Annotated in this window: 16 protein-coding genes; 13 read left to right on the forward strand and 3 right to left on the reverse strand. The window is 34.3% G+C overall.

Going from position 1 to position 18,329, the window contains the following annotated elements; all coding sequences use genetic code 11:
• Window positions 1-16: 16 nt before the first annotated feature.
• From QWY92_RS16840 to serB, 10 genes are all read left to right on the forward strand, one after another.
• Complete coding sequence (locus tag QWY92_RS16840; protein ID WP_290273419.1) at window positions 17-958, forward strand: MlaD family protein; 942 nt, start codon at window positions 17-19, stop codon at window positions 956-958.
• 7 nt (window positions 959-965) lie between these two features.
• A complete protein-coding gene (locus QWY92_RS16845; protein WP_290273422.1) occupies window positions 966-2,279 on the forward strand; it encodes a 4Fe-4S dicluster domain-containing protein in 1,314 nt (437 codons plus the stop codon).
• Between the two features lie 229 nt (window positions 2,280-2,508).
• Window positions 2,509-3,300, forward strand: a complete 792-nt coding sequence (locus tag QWY92_RS16850) for a (Fe-S)-binding protein (protein ID WP_290273424.1) — start codon at window positions 2,509-2,511, stop codon at window positions 3,298-3,300.
• Between the two features lie 25 nt (window positions 3,301-3,325).
• The gene (locus QWY92_RS16855) at window positions 3,326-3,811 is read left to right on the forward strand and encodes an ABC transporter ATPase (RefSeq protein WP_290273426.1); all 486 of its coding nucleotides are present in this window, start codon (window positions 3,326-3,328) and stop codon (window positions 3,809-3,811) included.
• Window positions 3,812-3,944: 133 nt separating this feature from the next.
• Entirely contained in the window at window positions 3,945-4,703 is a 759-nt protein-coding gene (locus QWY92_RS16860; protein WP_290273429.1) for a YHYH protein, read from the forward strand.
• Window positions 4,703-5,287: a toxin-antitoxin system YwqK family antitoxin gene (locus tag QWY92_RS16865; RefSeq protein ID WP_290273432.1), complete on the forward strand. Its 585-nt coding sequence runs from the start codon at window positions 4,703-4,705 to the stop codon at window positions 5,285-5,287. The genes QWY92_RS16860 and QWY92_RS16865 overlap by 1 nt, the downstream gene beginning before the upstream one ends.
• The gene (locus QWY92_RS16870; protein WP_290273434.1) at window positions 5,256-5,903 is read left to right on the forward strand and encodes an SCO family protein; all 648 of its coding nucleotides are present in this window, start codon (window positions 5,256-5,258) and stop codon (window positions 5,901-5,903) included. Before QWY92_RS16865 ends, QWY92_RS16870 begins: the two co-directional genes overlap by 32 nt.
• Window positions 5,893-7,338 (forward strand): sulfatase, encoded by a 1,446-nt coding sequence (locus QWY92_RS16875; RefSeq protein WP_290273436.1) that lies wholly within the window; start codon window positions 5,893-5,895, stop codon window positions 7,336-7,338. Before QWY92_RS16870 ends, QWY92_RS16875 begins: the two co-directional genes overlap by 11 nt.
• Before the next feature lie 9 nt (window positions 7,339-7,347).
• Window positions 7,348-8,061, forward strand: a complete 714-nt coding sequence (locus QWY92_RS16880) for an SDR family NAD(P)-dependent oxidoreductase (protein WP_290273439.1) — start codon at window positions 7,348-7,350, stop codon at window positions 8,059-8,061.
• 147 nt (window positions 8,062-8,208) lie between these two features.
• The gene (gene serB, locus QWY92_RS16885; protein ID WP_290273442.1) at window positions 8,209-9,432 is read left to right on the forward strand and encodes a phosphoserine phosphatase SerB; all 1,224 of its coding nucleotides are present in this window, start codon (window positions 8,209-8,211) and stop codon (window positions 9,430-9,432) included.
• A 75-nt stretch (window positions 9,433-9,507) separates the two neighbouring features.
• On the opposite strand, the gene QWY92_RS16890 is transcribed toward serB, so the two are convergent.
• Both QWY92_RS16890 and QWY92_RS16895 read right to left on the reverse strand, forming a co-directional pair.
• Entirely contained in the window at window positions 9,508-10,350 is an 843-nt protein-coding gene (locus QWY92_RS16890) for a universal stress protein (RefSeq protein ID WP_290273446.1), read from the reverse strand.
• Window positions 10,351-10,397: 47 nt separating this feature from the next.
• Window positions 10,398-11,357: a hypothetical protein gene (locus tag QWY92_RS16895; protein WP_290273451.1), complete on the reverse strand. Its 960-nt coding sequence runs from the start codon at window positions 11,355-11,357 to the stop codon at window positions 10,398-10,400.
• Between the two features lie 433 nt (window positions 11,358-11,790).
• Here QWY92_RS16895 and QWY92_RS16900 point away from each other — a divergent pair, with 433 nt between their 5' ends.
• The 3 genes from QWY92_RS16900 to QWY92_RS16910 all read left to right on the forward strand — a co-directional run bounded on the left by QWY92_RS16900 (window position 11,791) and on the right by QWY92_RS16910 (window position 16,439).
• The gene (locus tag QWY92_RS16900; protein ID WP_290273452.1) at window positions 11,791-14,706 is read left to right on the forward strand and encodes a serine hydrolase domain-containing protein; all 2,916 of its coding nucleotides are present in this window, start codon (window positions 11,791-11,793) and stop codon (window positions 14,704-14,706) included.
• 36 nt (window positions 14,707-14,742) lie between these two features.
• Window positions 14,743-15,882, forward strand: a complete 1,140-nt coding sequence (gene bshA / locus QWY92_RS16905) for an N-acetyl-alpha-D-glucosaminyl L-malate synthase BshA (protein WP_290273454.1) — start codon at window positions 14,743-14,745, stop codon at window positions 15,880-15,882.
• A gap of 77 nt (window positions 15,883-15,959) precedes the next feature.
• Window positions 15,960-16,439, forward strand: coding sequence for a membrane protein (locus QWY92_RS16910; protein ID WP_042506484.1), 480 nt, complete (start codon window positions 15,960-15,962; stop codon window positions 16,437-16,439).
• A gap of 69 nt (window positions 16,440-16,508) precedes the next feature.
• On the opposite strand, the gene QWY92_RS16915 is transcribed toward QWY92_RS16910, so the two are convergent.
• Window positions 16,509-18,320, reverse strand: a complete 1,812-nt coding sequence (locus tag QWY92_RS16915; protein WP_290273458.1) for a cytochrome-c peroxidase — start codon at window positions 18,318-18,320, stop codon at window positions 16,509-16,511.
• Window positions 18,321-18,329 lie beyond the last annotated feature (9 nt).

Below are 18,329 nucleotides of genomic sequence, written 5' to 3' on the forward strand. Positions count from 1 at the left end.
TTAAAGAATATACAATTTGAAAATCTCTAGAGAAATAAAAACAGGCATCTTAGTATTATTAGGAATCATCCTATTTATTTTTGGTTTCAATTACCTAAAAGGACAAAATTTACTAGACAGTTCCAAAACTTACTATGTGGTTTACGATAATGTGGAAGGTTTAGTACCGTCTACTCCTGTAACCATCAACGGACTTAGTGTCGGCAAAGTAATTAGCATCGGTTTTAAAGATGATAATTCGGGTAAATTATTAGTCGAATTACTAGTTGATAACGATTTTCAATTTTCTAAAAATAGTACAGCCGAATTATATGATACAGGTCTTATAGGGGGTAAAGCAGTCGCTATAATTCCAGCGTTTGATAATGCTGGAACAGCAGAAAATGAAGCCGTTCTATCAGGAACTGTAAAAGCAGGGTTAACCGACGCTTTAGCAAGCCAATTAACACCGTTACAAGCTAAAGTTGAAAAAATGCTGGTAAGTGCCGATGCTTTATTGAGTAATTTAAATGATGTTTTCGATGCTACTGCAAAAGCGAATCTAAAAACAAGTATCGCTGCATTAAGTGTTACCATGAACGAGTTTCAAGGCACATCAAAAGCACTTAATGAAATCATGCAAGGCAATAAATCTAAAATAAGTGCCGTGTTAACCAATGCGGAAACCGCGACTAACGATTTAACTAAAATCACGGGATCGTTATCTAAATCCGATTTAGGAGCCACTTTAAATAAGTTAGAAAGTACTTTAGCGAGTTTTGATGATATAATGGGCAACCTTGAAAAAGGAGAGGGGTCTATGGGGAAATTATTAAAAGATGACGCGTTGTATAACAATTTAGAAGGTGCTACTGAAGAATTAGAATCCTTATTAAAAGATATAAAATTACATCCAAACCGTTATACGCGAATTTTATCCAAAAAAGAAATTCCGTACGAATCACCCGAAACTAACTAAATTTTAGATGACATATTTACCCAACATACTATTCGCCATAATTCTCATTGCAGGAATTGGATATTTTGCAAATAATGTAAAAAAACTATTTCGTAATATTAAATTAGGCCAAGATGTCGATGTTAGCGACAACAAATCGCAACGTTGGAAAAACATGGCGCGAATTGCGCTTGGGCAAAGTAAAATGGTTCGACGCCCAGTGTCAGGATTATTACATGTGGTCGTTTACGTTGGGTTTGTCATTATAAATATTGAAGTACTCGAAATTATTATCGATGGTCTTTTCGGTACACACCGCATTGGTTTAAGTGTGCTTCCAACTTCAGTTTACGGGTTTTTAATAGGTACTTTCGAAGTGCTCGCATGTCTTGTTTTTATTTCCGTAGTCGTATTTTGGATTCGTAGAAACATTATCAAAATTCAACGTTTTTGGAAAAGTGAAATGACGAGCTGGCCCAAAAATGATGGTAATATCATCCTTTATTTCGAAATGGTTTTAATGGGGCTTTTCCTATTAATGAACGCAACCGATTTACATTTTCAAAGTTTAAATTCAGGAAATGTAATCAGTCAGTTTATCACACCTATATTTTCAAACGTACCAGAAACCACATTGCATGTTATAGAACGCAGCGCTTGGTGGATGCATATTATAGGGATTCTAGCATTTTTAAACTACCTATATTTTTCAAAACATTTACATATTCTGTTAGCTTTCCCAAACACTTATTTTGGAAAATTAACACCAAAAGGGCAATTCAATAATTTAGAATCTGTTACCAACGAGGTAAAACTAATGATGGATCCAAATGCCGATCCTTTTGCTGCCGCTCCCGAAGGTGAAGCCGACGAAGCGCCAGCAAAATTTGGAGCTAGCGATGTGCAAGATTTAAGTTGGGTAAGCTTATTAAACGCATACACTTGTACCGAGTGCGGACGTTGTACAAGCGAGTGCCCAGCCAATCTAACCGGTAAAAAATTATCACCACGAAAAATCATGATGGACACCCGTGATCGTCTAGAGGAAGTGGGTAAAAACATCGACGCTAACAATGGCGAATTCAAAGACGATGGCAAACAATTGCTTGGCGATTACATTACAAACGAAGAAATTTGGGCCTGCACCAGCTGTAACGCCTGTGTAGAAGCCTGCCCAGTAAGCATCGATCCATTATCCATCATCATCGAAATGCGCCGCTATTTAGTTATGGAACAAAGCGCAGCGCCAACCGAACTGAACAACATGATGACGAACATAGAAAACAACGGAGCACCATGGCCATACAACCAAATGGACCGTTTAAACTGGAAAAACGAATAAATAAAAATAATTTGGGCGTTCCCCGAAAAGGGTCGGGCTTTCGGCAGTCGCTTTTTTGTGTTGCATAAGTGCAACAACACAAAAAGAGCTCCAACAAAACCTCAATCCCTAACGCAACCTAACAATTAAGTAAAGTGCCAAAAGCAGTAAAAGTCATTTTTTATAACGTTCAGTAATATAAAAAATAACAGATAGGAAAAGCACTTTAAAACCTCATAAACAATAAAGCATGAGCGAACAACTAAACGTACCAACCATGGAAGAATTCATGGCACAAGGCAAACAACCCGACATTTTATTTTGGGTAGGTTCTGCGGGAAGTTACGACGATAGAGCCAAAAAAATAACCCGTGCCTTTGTAAAAATATTAAACAAAGCCAACGTTAATTTTGCCGTTTTAGGAACCGAAGAAAGTTGTACCGGCGATGTTGCCAAACGCGCAGGAAATGAATTTTTGTTTCAAATGCAGGCCATGATGAACATCGAAGTCTTAAACGGCTACGAGGTAAAACGTATTGTAACCTGCGACCCACATTCCTTTAATTGTTTAAAAAACGAATATCCAAGTTTAGGTGGTAATTACGAGGTTTTACACCATACGCAATTCATAAAAGAATTGATAGAAAGTAAAAAACTAGAAATTAAAGACGGGACTTTTCAAGGTAAACGTATCACTTTTCACGATCCGTGTTATTTAGGTCGCGCCAATTCCGAGTACGATGCGCCACGCGACGTATTAGCGACACTAAATGCAAATATTCTAGAAATGAAACGTAGTAAAGCTACCGCATTATGTTGTGGAGCAGGAGGAGCGCAAATGTTCAAGGATGCCGAAAAAGGCGATAAAGAAATTAATGAACTTCGTACTGAAGACGCGCTAAAAACCAATCCGGAAATTATTGCAACGGCTTGCCCTTATTGTATGACCATGATGAGCGATGGCGTAAAAGTAAAAGAAAAAGAAAGCGAAATTCAAGTGTTAGATATTGCCGAACTTATCGCACAATCTCAAAACCTGTAACATTTCAAAAGAAAAAAAAGAAAACATGCTAGTAGAATTTAATACATTACCCGAAGAATCTCGCGTTTGGATATATCAAGCCAACCGATCATTCAACCTGCAAGAACTTGAAGAAATCGAGGCTAAACTCAAAGTTTTTATAGAAAACTGGACAGCGCACGGCAGCGATTTACAAGCAGGCTACACCATAAAATATAAACGGTTTATCATTTTAGGCTTAAACCAAAATTTAAATCTTGCTACAGGATGTTCCATAGACGCTTCGGTACATTTTATTCAGCAATTAGAAAAAGACTACAACGTCGATCTAATGGATAAAATGAACGTATCCTATAAACAAGGCGAGTATGTAGCGTATAAAACATTGACCGATTTTCGTAAAATGGCAAAAGACAAGGCGGTTTCAAAAAACACGATTGTTTTTAATAATTTGGTGGCTAATATTGCTGAATTCAATGAAAATTGGGAGGTGCCTGCAAGTGAAAGTTGGCATAGTCGGTTTGTAAAGTAAAATTAAAACCCACCTATAGGTTCAAAACTTATAGGTGTTTTTCTTTTAAATCCTTTTTAAGTATTGAAATATAAGTAGACTTGTTTTAAACCAAATTAAAAGCAAGAAGTCTTATTAAAAAATATAATACATAATGAACTCCAATCTAATTAAAAGTTTTGCAGCAATATTCACCTTACTAACAGTTTTAAATTGTAGTAATGACGATGAAAAATCAACCAATGAAAATGAAGTAATCGAGGTGCCTGCCGTATATTCAAAAGTTTATGGAGCAACGAGTGTTACAAGCGATGGTACTTTTATAACTATTAAAACCACTGGAACGCCAGACCATAAGAGCGTATATTATCCTGTAACAAGCGACCTGTACGAAGATTTTAGTGGCACCACTTATGCTGGTTTTGATTTTGTGAAAAACCCAAACAAAATTTCCGAATTCGATTATACGTTTAAAATTCCATTAAACCCGACTGTAGCAACAAATCATGCAGCAACGCCACTTGGTGCTATAGGCGTTTCTTTGAATGGTGTGCCATTTTTTAATCAGTATGCTGGGCCAAATCAACCGCTTACTGATGAGATTCAAAGTTTTGATCAATATTGGGGGCATCCAACCGGAAATGGTACATTTCATTACCACGTAGAACCTTTGTATTTAACAACGGTAACAGCTAGTAAGTCCGCATTGTTAGGTTTTCTTTTAGATGGTTTTCCTGTATATGGTCCTGAAGAAGAAAATGGTGACGCGATAACTGGTTTAGACGCTTATCATGGTCATACGCATGTTACAGTAGATTATCCTGACGGTATTTATCATTACCATATTACAGATAGCGATCCGTATTTAAATGGTAATGGATTCTACGGAACTCCAGGAACAGTAACACAATAATGAAATTCTTAACTTTAATTTTACTTTTAATTTTCAGTTGTTCGTGTAAAGAGCAAACGGGTGAAGTTGGTTTGAATAAAACTATTCCAGAATCATACGTTTTAAAGTCGGAAGCAACCCAAATCAACGGGGTTTGCTATATGAACGACAGTAAATACTCTGGATATTTGTATCAATTAGAGCAGAAAACAGCCGATACTATTTTAGTTGAAAGTTATTACGAAGGTTTACAAGAAGGCGTTTCAAAAAAATGGTATACTGGTAATCGTTTGAAAGAAATACGTTATTATTCCGAAGGAATGAAAAACGGACAACAAGTTGCTTTTTGGGAAAACGGAAATAAACGCTTTGAATATACTGCCCAAAATGATGGCTATGAAGGCGAATTGAAAGAATGGAACGAAACTGGATTTCTACTTCATTTAGCTAATTACAAAAACGGACAAGAAGAAGGTACTCAAAAGATGTGGTACGATAACGGGAAAATTAGAGCGAATTACGTTATTGTTGAAGGAAAACGATTTGGATTATTAGGAACTAAAAACTGTGTTAATGTATCGGATAGTATTTTTTTTAATAATTAGTTTTCTTTGTTTTGGGTGCAATAAAAAGGAACATAAAACTATAACGTCTTTACCGTATTATAATGAGCCTACATTCACACCCGTTTTTGTAAATAAAAACCCTGAATTACTAAAAACAATAAATCATACAATTGCTGATTTTGAATTCTTAAATCAAGATAGTGTTGTAGTAAATCAGAGCAGTATTGAAAATAAAATTCACATTGCTAATTTTATTTTCACCACTTGTGGAAGTATTTGTCCAACCATGACGAGCCATTTAAAAACGGTAAGTGATAGTTTAAAAAATGACGATCTTGTTTTTCTGTCGTATTCTGTAACGCCTTGGATAGATAAACCTGAGGTATTAAAAGCGTACAAAGAAAGTCAAGGTATAACCAATCAAAATTGGCACTTTCTAACAGGTTCAAAAAATGATATTTATAATTTAGCAAGACAATCTTATTATGCTGAAGAAGATATCGGGTTCAGTAAAGATAGTACGGAGTTTTTACATACCGAACATGTACTTTTAGTAGATAAAACCAAAAGAATTCGTGGTATTTATAATGGCACTTTAGGTTTAGAAATGAACCAATTAATAGAAGATATAAAAATGTTACAAGATGAAAACTAACTATTTATTAGTATTACTAGTTTTTTGTAGTTTGTTGCTTTTTCAATGTTCAGAATCTGTTAAAACAGAAAAACCTAATATTCTTTTAATTTGTATTGATGATTTGCGTCCAGAATTAAAATCTTTTGGGGCAGATTACATAGTCTCCCCAAACATAGATGCACTTGCTAAAAACGGCGTGTCTTTTCAAAAGCATTTTGTGAATGCACCAAGTTGCGGACCATCTCGTTACACTTTACTCACAGGACAATATGGTTCTGCAAATAATGACGCGTTGTTTCGTCGTTCATATCAAATTTCTGCAGGCGATAAAAGTGTTAATCCAAGCATGCCAGAGTGGTTTAGAACGCATGGATACACAACTGTTTCGGTTGGGAAAGTATCGCATCATCCTGGAGGAAGAGGGGGTGAAAATTGGAACGACAGTACCATAATTGAAATGCCTAATGCTTGGGACAAACATTTACTTCCGGTTTCAGAATGGCAACATCCACGAGGTGTTATGCACGGATTGGCACATGGTGAAATTCGAGAAATAGCAAATGAAATGGATGTATTTCAATCTGCTGAAGGTGATGATAATATATATCCAGATGGCGCCATTACAGACGAAGCATTGAATCAAATACGGGTGCTTTCCGAAGATAAAGAAAAACCATTTTTTCTTGCGGTAGGCATTATTAAACCACATTTGCCTTTTGGAGCGCCTAAAAAATATTATGATTTGTATGAAGGCGTTAAACTACTTGAAATAAAACATCCTCAAAAACCCGAAGGTATAACAACTTGGCATGCTTCTGGTGAGTTTATGAAATATAACCGCTGGGGTAAAGATCCAAATACGGATGCTGAATTTGCCAAAGAAGTTCGTCGCCATTATGCAGCAAGCGTAAGTTATGCCGATGCTCAAGTAGGGAAGGTGCTTGCTGAATTAAAACGAACTGGTGCAGACAAAAACACCATCGTGCTACTTTGGGGAGATCATGGTTGGCATTTGGGCGAACACGCTATTTGGGGGAAACATAGTTTGTTCGAGGAATCGTTGCACTCTCCCATGATTATTCATTATCCAGGTATGAAACAACACGGGCAAAAAACAAATACCATAGTGGAAACATTAGATGTTTTTCCAACGTTGTGTGAATTAACAGGCATTGAGGCACCTGAATTTGCTCAGGGCACATCTTTATTAGAGATACTTGAAAATCCGAATTCAAAAAAAGATCATTTAGCTGTGGCATACAACAGTAATGTGGCTACAATTAGAACGACTACACATCGACTATTACTTCATAAAAATGGTTTTGTTGAATTATATGATAGTACAACAGAAGCAGGTGAAACTAAAAATATAGCAGACCAATATCCAGAGCTCGTAGGGGAGTTGAAGCAAGCGTTAAAAGCGAAGTTGGGATTTACAGAAGATGGCATTTAAAAATAAATTATGACAAAAATTGAAGGCAGTATTATTTTAATTACTGGTGCTGATGGTGGAATAGGTACTGCGCTAGTAGATGAATGTTTGGCTTTAGGTGCAAAAAAAATATACGCAACTGGGCTAAATTTAGACAACTTAAATAACCTTTTTAAAAGTTATGATAATGTTGTTTCTGTTGTTCTGGATGTTACAAATTCAGAGCAAATTAAATCCGTAGCCGAAATTTGTGCAGATACTAATTTACTGATAAATAATGCTGGTGTAGAATTTAAAGTGCCTTTTATAGCCGAAAAATCGAGCCAGGCTGCACTCATGGAAATGAAAGTGAATTATTTAGGTTTAATCGATATGATTAATGCGTTTGTTCCAAATTTAAAAAAGTTAGAACATGCTGGTATTGTTAATATTTTATCGGTTGGAGCCTTAGCTATTATAAAACGTTTGGGCACTTATTGTGCATCCAAAACGGCGTCTCACGTATTAACCGAGACGATTAGGGCAGAGCTAGAAGAGCAAAATATAAAAGTGATGGGAACTTATCTTGGGTATGTAGATACCTCTATGGTGCCAGAGGAAACTAAAACCGAAAAATCTTCACCGAAAAACATCGCAATTGGTATTTGTGAAGGCATAAATAACAATGAAAATCATATTTATCCAGATCAAACCACGAAAGACTATATTAAAGAACATCCTCTTGAAACCGTATTTTTTGAATAAATAATTAATAAGAAAAAAGCCAATTCATTCCTGTATTGTTGGTAGGATGTCCTTTCCTTAATTTATAGCGCATTATTCTCGAAAAAATTTTTATAATTCAATTAGAATAATGATTTTTACATCTTTGAAAAAAGTAAAAACTAAATTATGGCTAAAGAGATTGTTTTATTAAATATTTCAGGACAGGATAAACCGGGTTTAACATCTAGTTTAACTGGTGTTTTGGCCGAATATGGCGCAAAAGTTTTAGATATTGGTCAGGCCAATATTCACGATACATTGTCTTTAGGTATTTTGTTCGAAATAAAATCTAAAAAGAATTCGGCTGCCGTTTTAAAAGATTTGCTTTTCAAAGCTTACGAACTTGGTATTACTGCTAAGTTTACTCCAATTTCTTTGGATAAATATGAAGATTGGGTGACACTTCAAGGTAAAGACCGCTACATTGTGACACTTTTAGGAGAGAAATTAGCTGCCAAACAAATATCTGAAGTAACGAAAGTAATTTCAGATAAGAATTTAAATATAGATTCTATAAAGCGTTTAACGGGGCGTTTATCATTAAAAAGAAAAGAAGAATACCCTAGGGCTTCTATTCAATTGTCTATTAGAGGAGAGATTGGAGATAAATCTGAAATGACTAAAAAATTCATGTCAATTTCTAAGGAACTTAATGTTGATATCGCTTTTCAAGAAGATAATATTTACCGTAGAAACCGTCGTTTGGTATGTTTTGATATGGATTCTACTTTAATTCAAGCTGAAGTTATTGATAAGTTAGCTGAATTGGCTGGTGTTGGTGATGAAGTTAAAGCTATTACGGAATCTGCTATGCAAGGCGAAATTGATTTCAACGAAAGTTTTAAACAACGTATGAAGCTGTTAAAAGGCTTAAGCGAAGAAGTTCTGCAAGATGTTGCTGTAAATTTACCAATAACCAAAGGTGCACGTCGCTTAATTGATACATTAAAAAGTTACGGTTTTAAAACCGCTATTCTTTCTGGAGGATTTACATATTTTGGTGAGTATTTGAAAAAGGAACTAGGTATGGACTACGTTTATGCTAACCAATTAGAAATTATTGATGGCAAGTTAACCGGTGGCTATTTAGGAGATATTGTTGATGGTAATAAAAAAGCAGAATACTTAAAAGAAATTGCTAAAAAAGAAGGGATTGATATTAGCCAAACCATTGCAGTAGGTGATGGTGCTAACGATTTGCCTATGCTTAATTTAGCGGGTTTAGGTATTGCGTTCCATGCTAAGCCTAAAGTAAAAGATAGTGCACAAAGTTCTATATCGAGTATTGGTTTAGATGGTGTGTTATACTTGTTAGGGTATCACGACAGACATATTGATTTAATTGAGTAAAGATTATTTACTTGGTATGATATAATAAAAAAAGCTCTAAAAATTTTTAGAGCTTTTTTTATGGATTATATTTTCTTAGTCCCGATAAATAGCCATAATCGGTATATCGAAGTTGTTTAATAAATCTTCAGTTAAACTAAAAGAGAATAAGCGCTGGTAAAAATTACGTTTATGATTTATGAGACAAACCATATCTATTTTGTTGTTAATACAGTATTCTGTAAGCGATTTTTTTAAGTTAATTGAGTCTATAGAAATAAACTCGACGTTATTAAGATGTGCTAAATCTAACGATTGCTTAAAGGTTTCCATTAGTGGAGAAATGGATTCTACATGTGCTAAATCGAAATGAATAACATGTAATTTTGAATTGAATTCTTGCGATTTTTCAATAACATCTCCCAGCGGAATTATTTCATCTTCTTTATAATCTACAAGAAAAACAATGTTATCCAAATAACCATCGAAAACAGCTTTTTCTGGCACAGCAATAACGGGTTTGCTAATTTCTTCCAATATTTTAATGGTATTGGTTTCCATAAAAATATTAAACAGGCTATTCTGGCTACTTTGCGTACCCATAATAATCAAGTCAATCTTATCTTCTTTTTTTAAAATGTACTTTTTTAAAGACTCTACAAAAGTACCTTCATCCACGACATATTTTACGTTTAAATTTCCTGCTTTACTGTTTTTAATAAGTTTTTCAAATGGAGGGAATTTATCCTTTTTGCTTCTAAAGTTTTGGATATCTACTTTATTGTAAACGGCCTGAGCATCTTCATTTAAAGGATCTCCAGTGGTATAAGTGTGATATATAATAAGCTTTGAATTAGACTTTTGTGCATATTCCATAGCATATGTAAAAGCATTTAAGGATAATTCGGTAAAATCTGTTGGAAATAATATGCTTTTCATCTTTTTAACGATTAGGGTTGTGTTTTTAATTTTAAATGAAAGTAATGCTATAGCGTTGCTAAATATTTTACGGCATAAACCAGCACAATACTCACTACAAGGCCTATAAAAACTTTAAATAAATCCATTCCTAAATTACTAAACATAGCTCTTCGAGGTTCATTTTTTCTAAGCATATAATTTAGGGCAATTTCTCTACCAGCTAAAATGCCTATAAATACCCAAGTGGTGCTCATAGGTACATTATTTAGTTCTTTAAAATAGAATAAAATAATACCATATGTAAAATCTATAAGCGTGGCAGACCTTAAATCTACGGTATTGGTTTTAGATTTAATAATGTTTTGTATGGCACCTCCTTTTTTCGCGATGATAAAAGCAAGCATAAGTAATATAATAATCAACGAGAATATTAATTGCCATAATTGGAGTTGCCTTGGTAAATAAACATAAATATTAGCGAAATCTTGAATAAGCCATTGCGACCATAAAAAACCAGTTGAGCCCCATTGTAAGGCGGTCCATATTTTGGTTTCTTTAGTTGTGATGGGGTTTTCTATAAATTTTTTCTCTAGTATTTTAGATATGGTCAAATACAAAATAATGGCCGCAACAAAAGAAACCGCATAACCAGAAACCGATTTTAAAACCATATCAGTTAAATTCTTTTGATTAAAAAAAGTAAGAATTAAAAACGAGGTGCTTACCGGGATTCCGGTACGTGTAAGCAACATTAAAATAATAGGAGGTAGTATGTAATACCATGAAAACGGGTTTGGCATAGGGTATTTTTCTAAACGCCCGTAAGAGACATCGCCATCATGAGTAATGTAACCATAGATAAGGGTAAATGTTAAAATGCCACCAGCATAAAGATATAATACCCACCATTTTTTTCGTTCATTCGAGCTTAGGAAAGTCCCCAATGTTTGGATGGTATCATTACCTATTACGGAATAGGCGGCTAAAGTAAAACCAAGATAAATAACTACTGTCGAAAAATCCATTGATAATGTTGGTATGGTTGTTTTTTTATTTTGGTGGTAAATAACGCATTTAAAACCATGTGATATGTTATATAATCTTTATTAATTAGTTAAGTTTTATTGCTGCTAAATCTTTTAAATTCAGTGGAGTATAAAGTATTTGCATGTGCTTGAAAATAGGAGGTGAAAATTTTTATTCGAGCTGAAGGAAATTGAAACAAGCTAGCAGATGTATTTTATTATTTATCACATATTACCAAAATATATTAATTCTATGTTAGATGGTTGTCATTAATACAATGATGAATTTACGCCACCTTAAATTTAAAATCTGTTACAAACTTCTGTATAAATCTATCTTAAAGTCTTTTTATCTTCCTATTAAAAGTATTATTTTGGCATGATTATTAGTGATATATAATTACTAACAATTCTCTTTTAATTAATTCTATTTATGCGCCAAATAATTTCTACCGTAGTTTGTATATTTTCTGTGTTTTCAATTTACAGTCAAACCTCAGGTAATCCCTTAAAAACAGTAGACTCAGAAGCTCAACAAAAATGGGTCGATAGTGTATATTCTGCATTAACTTTATCCGAGAAAATTGGGCAATTGTACATGGTGCAAGTTATGTCTAACCAATCGGCAGCAACAAAACTTAAGGTTGAAAACTTAATAAAAAAGCACCATATTGGTGGTCTTATTTATTCTTTAGGTGGTCCAAACCGTCAGGCGCGATTAAATAACGAGTTACAATCCATTTCTAAAATTCCACTTTTAATTGGTATGGATGCCGAATGGGGATTAAGCATGCGTTTAGATTCTACTTACGCTTTTCCATGGAATATGACTTTAGGTGCCATTAGAGATAATAAATTAGTTGAGGAAGCTGGCCGAAAAATTGGAGAACATTGTAAACGTTTGGGCGTTCATTTCAACTTTGCTCCGGTGGTAGATATTAATACGAACCCATTAAACCCTATCATTGGAAATCGTTCTTTTGGAGAAGATCGCGATAATGTCACAATAAAGGCTTCTGCTTTTATGAAAGGGATGCAAAGCGCTGGTGTTTTAGCAAATGCGAAACATTTTCCAGGGCATGGCGATACCGATCAGGATTCTCATTTAACATTGCCAACTATTAGTTTCAACGAAAAACGTATCGATTCTATAGAATTATACCCCTATAGAAAATTAATAACCGAAGGACTTTCTAGTGTTATGGTGGCGCACTTAAACGTGCCTGCTTTAGATAATTCGGGCGTACCATCATCATTATCAAAACATATTGTAACCGATATTTTAAAAGAAAAATTAGGTTTTCAAGGACTTATCTTCACCGATGCATTAACTATGAAAGGTGCTGCTGATTTTGATGAAACAGGCGATATCGATTTAGCTGCTTTTCAAGCTGGAAATGACGTAATGCTTATGTCTGAAAATGTAGGTATTGGTGTCTCCAAAATTAAAGATGCTTATACTCGTGGAGAAATTTCCGAAGCACGTTTAGCACTTTCTGTTAAAAAGATTTTAATGGCAAAGTATAAAGTGGGATTAAACAATTACCAACCTATAAGCTTAAAAAATCTTTCTAAAGATTTAAACCGTCCGGAAGATGATATTTTATACGAAGAGCTTCTAGAAAATGCTATTACTGTTGTAAAGAACGAAAATAATTTAGTGCCGTTAACGCATTTAGAAGTTAAAACTTTGGCTTATGTGAAGTTAGGCGACGATTCTGGAGATGAATTTTTTAACGAATTAAAAAAATATGGAAAAGTACACGCCATAGCAGGGAATAACCTAGAAGATTTATTGGGGAAACTAGAACCGTATAATACAGTTGTTATCGGTTTACATCGTTCGAATGCTAATCCATGGAAAAGTTATAAATTCACAGAACAAGAAATTGTTTGGTTGCACGAAATTGCGCGTACACATAATGTAATTTTAGATGTTTTTGTAAAACCATATGCATTGTCCGATTTAAAAACGACAGCGAATATTGAGACTATTATTGTAAGTTACCAAAACAGTGCCATTGCACAGCAAAAATCGGCGCAGCTTATTTTTGGAGCCATTCCATCAAGAGGTGTTTTACCTGTTTCTGTCGGTGGTTTTTATAATGCTGGCGAAGGGATTGATATCGATGCTATTAAACGTTTAGGCTATACAGTTCCAGAACGTGTAGGGATGAATTCTAAAAAATTAAATAGAATTGATTCACTCGCTAATTTAGCTGTAAATAATAAAATGACTCCAGGAATTCAATTGTTGGTGGCTAGAAAAGGTAAGGTGATTTATAATAAAAATTTCGGAAAACACACTTACGCAGGAAAAGAAAAAGTAGGTTTCGATGATATTTACGATGTAGCATCACTCACCAAAATATTGGCAACTTTACCTTTGCTAATGGAAATGGAAGAGCAGGGAATTGTAAGTTTAGATACCAAACTAGTGGAGGTATTACCAGAGTATAAAGGTTCTAATAAGGAGAATATCACCTTAAAACAAATGTTGTCTCATTACGCACGTTTACGCCCGTGGGAACCATTTTATTACCGTACTTTAGATTCGGTTACTAAACGTCCGAGCAAAAAATATTACAGAAAAGTACGTAGTCCAGAATTTAATGTTGAAGTGACTAATAACCTGTTTTTAAGATCTGATTATCAGGATTCTATTCCTAATATTATTAAGGATTCAGATTTGTTAGATCGTCTAAAGTACCGTTATAGTGATTTCCCTTATTACATTTTAAAGAAATTTATTGAAGAGTATTACGACAGAACCCTAGAACAATTATCGCAAGCCCATTTTTATGAGTCTCTAGGTGCGAATTATACCATGTATAATCCATATCATAAAGTGAGTAGTAAAAAAATAGTACCAACGGAAGAAGATGATTATTATCGTTTTCAAAGGGTGCAAGGTTATGTGCACGATATGGGCGCAGCCATGCAGGATGGTATTGGCGGGCATGCCGGTATTTTTAGTAATGCAAACGATGTAGCTAAAATTATGCAAATGTATTTGCAAAAAGGATATTACGGCGGAAAGCGTTACTTAAAAGAAGAAACCGTTGATAAGTTTAATACCCGTTATTATGAAGATAAAAGTAATAGAAGAGGGGTTGGTTTTGATAAACCGCAATTGGGGACTGCTGGACCTACATGTGGTTGTTTGTCTATGGAAAGTTTTGGGCATTCTGGTTTTACCGGAACTTATGCGTGGGCCGATCCAGACGAAGAAATTGTGTATGTGTTTTTAGCGAATAGAACGTACCCAAATGCAGGTACAAATTTATTGCTGAAAGAAAATATAAGAACAGAAATACAACGCTTAATTTACGAAGCTATTGAAGATTAAGATGCTTGAGTTTTTTAAGTTTATAAAATTGAAAAGATGAAAATAGGTATAGTGTGTTATCCAACATTTGGAGGAAGTGGCGTTGTGGCAACAGAGTTGGGCTTAGAACTTTCTAAGCGAGGTCATGAAATTCATTTTATTACTTATAACCAACCGGTGCGATTAGAATTGTTGGGCAATAATGTACATTATCACGAAGTAAATGTACCCGAATACCCGTTGTTTCATTATCAACCTTACGAGTTGGCTTTATCGAGTAAATTAGTCGATATGGTGAAGCTTCATAAAATAGAAATCCTTCATGTGCATTACGCTATTCCGCATGCATACGCGGCTTATATGGCTAAAAAAATGCTTATTGAAGAAGATATTTATGTCCCTATTGTAACCACACTTCACGGTACTGATATTACATTGGTAGGGAGTCATCCTTTTTATAAACCAGCGGTAACGTTTAGTATTAATAAATCCGATGCGGTAACAGCAGTTTCAGCAAGTTTAAAAGAAGATACACTGCGCTTATTTGATATTAAAAATGAGATTGAAGTAGTACCTAACTTTATAGATTTAGAAAAGTATAAACATCATGGCGTTACAGAATGTCAACGTGGTTTGATGGCTAAAGACAATGAAAAAATAATAACGCATATAAGTAATTTACGACCCGTAAAACGAATAGAAGATGTTATTAGTGTGTTTTATAATATTCAAAAAGCAATGCCAGCCAAATTGATGTTTATTGGTGAAGGACCTGAAAAGGAAAAAATGGAAATGCAGTGTGCAGATCTTGGAATTACCGATAAAGTAGTGTTCTTCGGAAGAAGTAATGAAATAGATAAAATACTATGTTTCAGTGATTTATTTCTATTGCCTTCTCAAACAGAAAGTTTTGGTTTAGCAGCTTTAGAAGCTATGGCATCGGGTGTTCCCGTAATTTCTAGTAATACAGGTGGTATTCCTGAAGTTAACGTACACGGGGTTTCTGGATATTTAAGTGAAGTAGGCGATATTGAAGATATGAGCAAGAACGCGATTTATATTTTAAGTGATGAAAATCGTTTAAAAACCTTCAAAGAAAACGCGAGAAAAGAATCCTTGAAATTTGATTTACACGAAATAGTACCGCAGTACGAGAAAATTTATGAAAAAACACTAGCCAAATGTTTGGTGCTGTAAATTCGAATGAGTGATGTGATGAGTACTGGCTTTTTATTCGTTAAATTAGCCTTTAAAATCACTAAAATTCAAAAGAAATGGAAACCTTCACATTAGCACGCGTTATTCATGTTATTGCTGTTATTTTATGGATTGGTGGTGTGTCTATGGTAACAACGGTTATTATTCCGGCCGTTAAAAAACTAAAATCTAAAGAAGATCAAATTAAAACCTTCGAAGCATTAGAAGGTAAATTTGCTATACAAGCTAAAGTAACAACTTTGCTAACGGGACTTTCAGGGTTTTACATGTTATATGTGCTCGATGCTTGGGATCGGTATTTTGATTATCGATTTTGGTGGATTCATGCCATGACTCTAGTTTGGGTTTTGTTTACACTTATTTTATACGTTTTAGAACCGCTTATTCTGCATAAATTATTCAAAAAATATGTAGAAGAAAATCCTTCAAAAACATTTTCAATCCTCCATAAAGCGCATTGGTTTTTACTAATCTTGAGTTTAATAACTACAGCAGGAGCAGTTGCTGGTAGTCATGGTTGGTTTTTTATAAAATAAAAATCCGCCATAAATTGACGGATTTTTAAGAGTTTCATTATTGTGTTCTAAAAGTTTTAGAGCTAACATTTAATACACATCATTAACTGTTTCGGTTAAGGTTTTCATAAAAGCAACTAAGGCATTTTGTTCTTCAGTTGTTAAATTCAGTTCATCAAAAGGTAAGGTTTGATGTTCTAAATCGAAACCTAAACCGCCACCACCTCCAAGGTTGTAAAACGCTACAACTTCCTCCAATGTTTCATAAACACCATTATGCATATATGGTGCTGTTAAGGCTATACTTCTAATACTTGGTGTTTTAAACATGCCCTTATGTAATGGTTCTTTAAAGCTCCAGTAAAAACCTAAATCGTCATCGAGTGCTTTGTTTTCTGCGGTTTCAGGTACTCCAATAACTTCTTTTTCGGTTTCAGTATAAAATGGAGGAACAGTCCCGTTTGTTAAAGGCATAAAGTGGCAAGTAGCGCATAGTGCTTTTCCCATAAATAAATTATACCCTAGTTTTTCTTCTTCGGAAAAGGAATCTTCTTCACCACGAATATTTTTATCAAATTTAGAATTAAAGCCATTCAATGTAGAAATATAAGATGAAATGGCTTTAATAACATCGCTATTGTTGCTTGCTATTTTTCCGAAGGCACTTTTGAAAAGTGGAGTATAAGTAGAGTCTGTTAAAATGGCTGTTGAAAACGTATGTACATCGGTATTAAATTCTTTATTATTTGTGAAAACAGACGAAATTTGATCTAATAAGGTATTCGATCTACCGTCTAAAAAGAAGCTTTGCTGAAAGGCTGTGTTTATTAAAGTAGGCGTGTTACGTTGTAAATTGCCGCCTTGGTTATCTAAATTTAAAGCCATATTATCAGCATAACCTTTACTGGGTAAATGACAAGTAATACAAGCCATTTTTCCGTTTCCAGAAAGTTTGGGATCGGTAAATAATTTTTTACCTAAAGCAATCTGTTTTTCGGTTGGGTTTTGGTTAATAGCAGCTGTAAAATAGTTTAAATTAAAACTATCGTCTTCAAAAAAAGTAGGGGCATCGAAATTAAAAGGCGTAGTGTCTATAGGATCCCAAAGTGCGCTAGATTTTCTAATATCGACCCAATTTCGCGTAATTGGATTCATGTAATCGCGTGTAAATGTAAAGCGATCGAAAGTATCAAAATCTCTATTTTTATTGATGAAAGCAATAGCTTTTTCAATGTTAATGTTGAAATTGGTATCTAATTTTTTGTCTTTTAATTTAATACTATTTTGTATGGTCGACTTATAAACGGTTTGTAAACTTTCTAATGAAATGATCGTTTCCTCTATGCCCAAATGACTTACTGGTGTATCAAAACCAGAAATAGCTAAACTTACAATACGTAATAGTTGTTGGTGTGTAGCAATAAAGAAGCGTTGCGGATTAAGTTCCCGTTTTTCAATGGCTTTTTTTAAGTTAGAAAGCATACCCTTTTGTACGTATAATTCTTGTTTAAAATCGGCTTCGGAAGTTTCATTATCATAAACACTTTCTTCTATTTTCTGATAACCAACGGGTTTTATAATTTTACCTGTATCTTCTTTATAAATGGGCAGGGCAGGGCCGTTTGCGCGGTGGCCAACTTCAGGATTTAAATACGAGGCATAAGGTTCTGCTTTTTTGAAAGCAACACGAGATAAAGTGAAATAGGTTTTTGCTTTTTTACCGTGCATACCTTCAGTTTCTAAACTATCAATATAGCTTAAAGCTAAATCTATGTTTTGGGAGTAATAGTTTTGTGCGGCCGACCAATTTATTACAGAAATGGTTTCTTTTTTATCCTGTTGGCATCCAGTTATTGAAATGCAAATAATTAAGAAGAATAGCGATTTTAAATATCGAAACATGTGTAAAAG

It is taken from the genome of Algibacter miyuki, from assembly GCF_030409805.1.
GTDB lineage: Bacteria > Bacteroidota > Bacteroidia > Flavobacteriales > Flavobacteriaceae > Algibacter > Algibacter miyuki.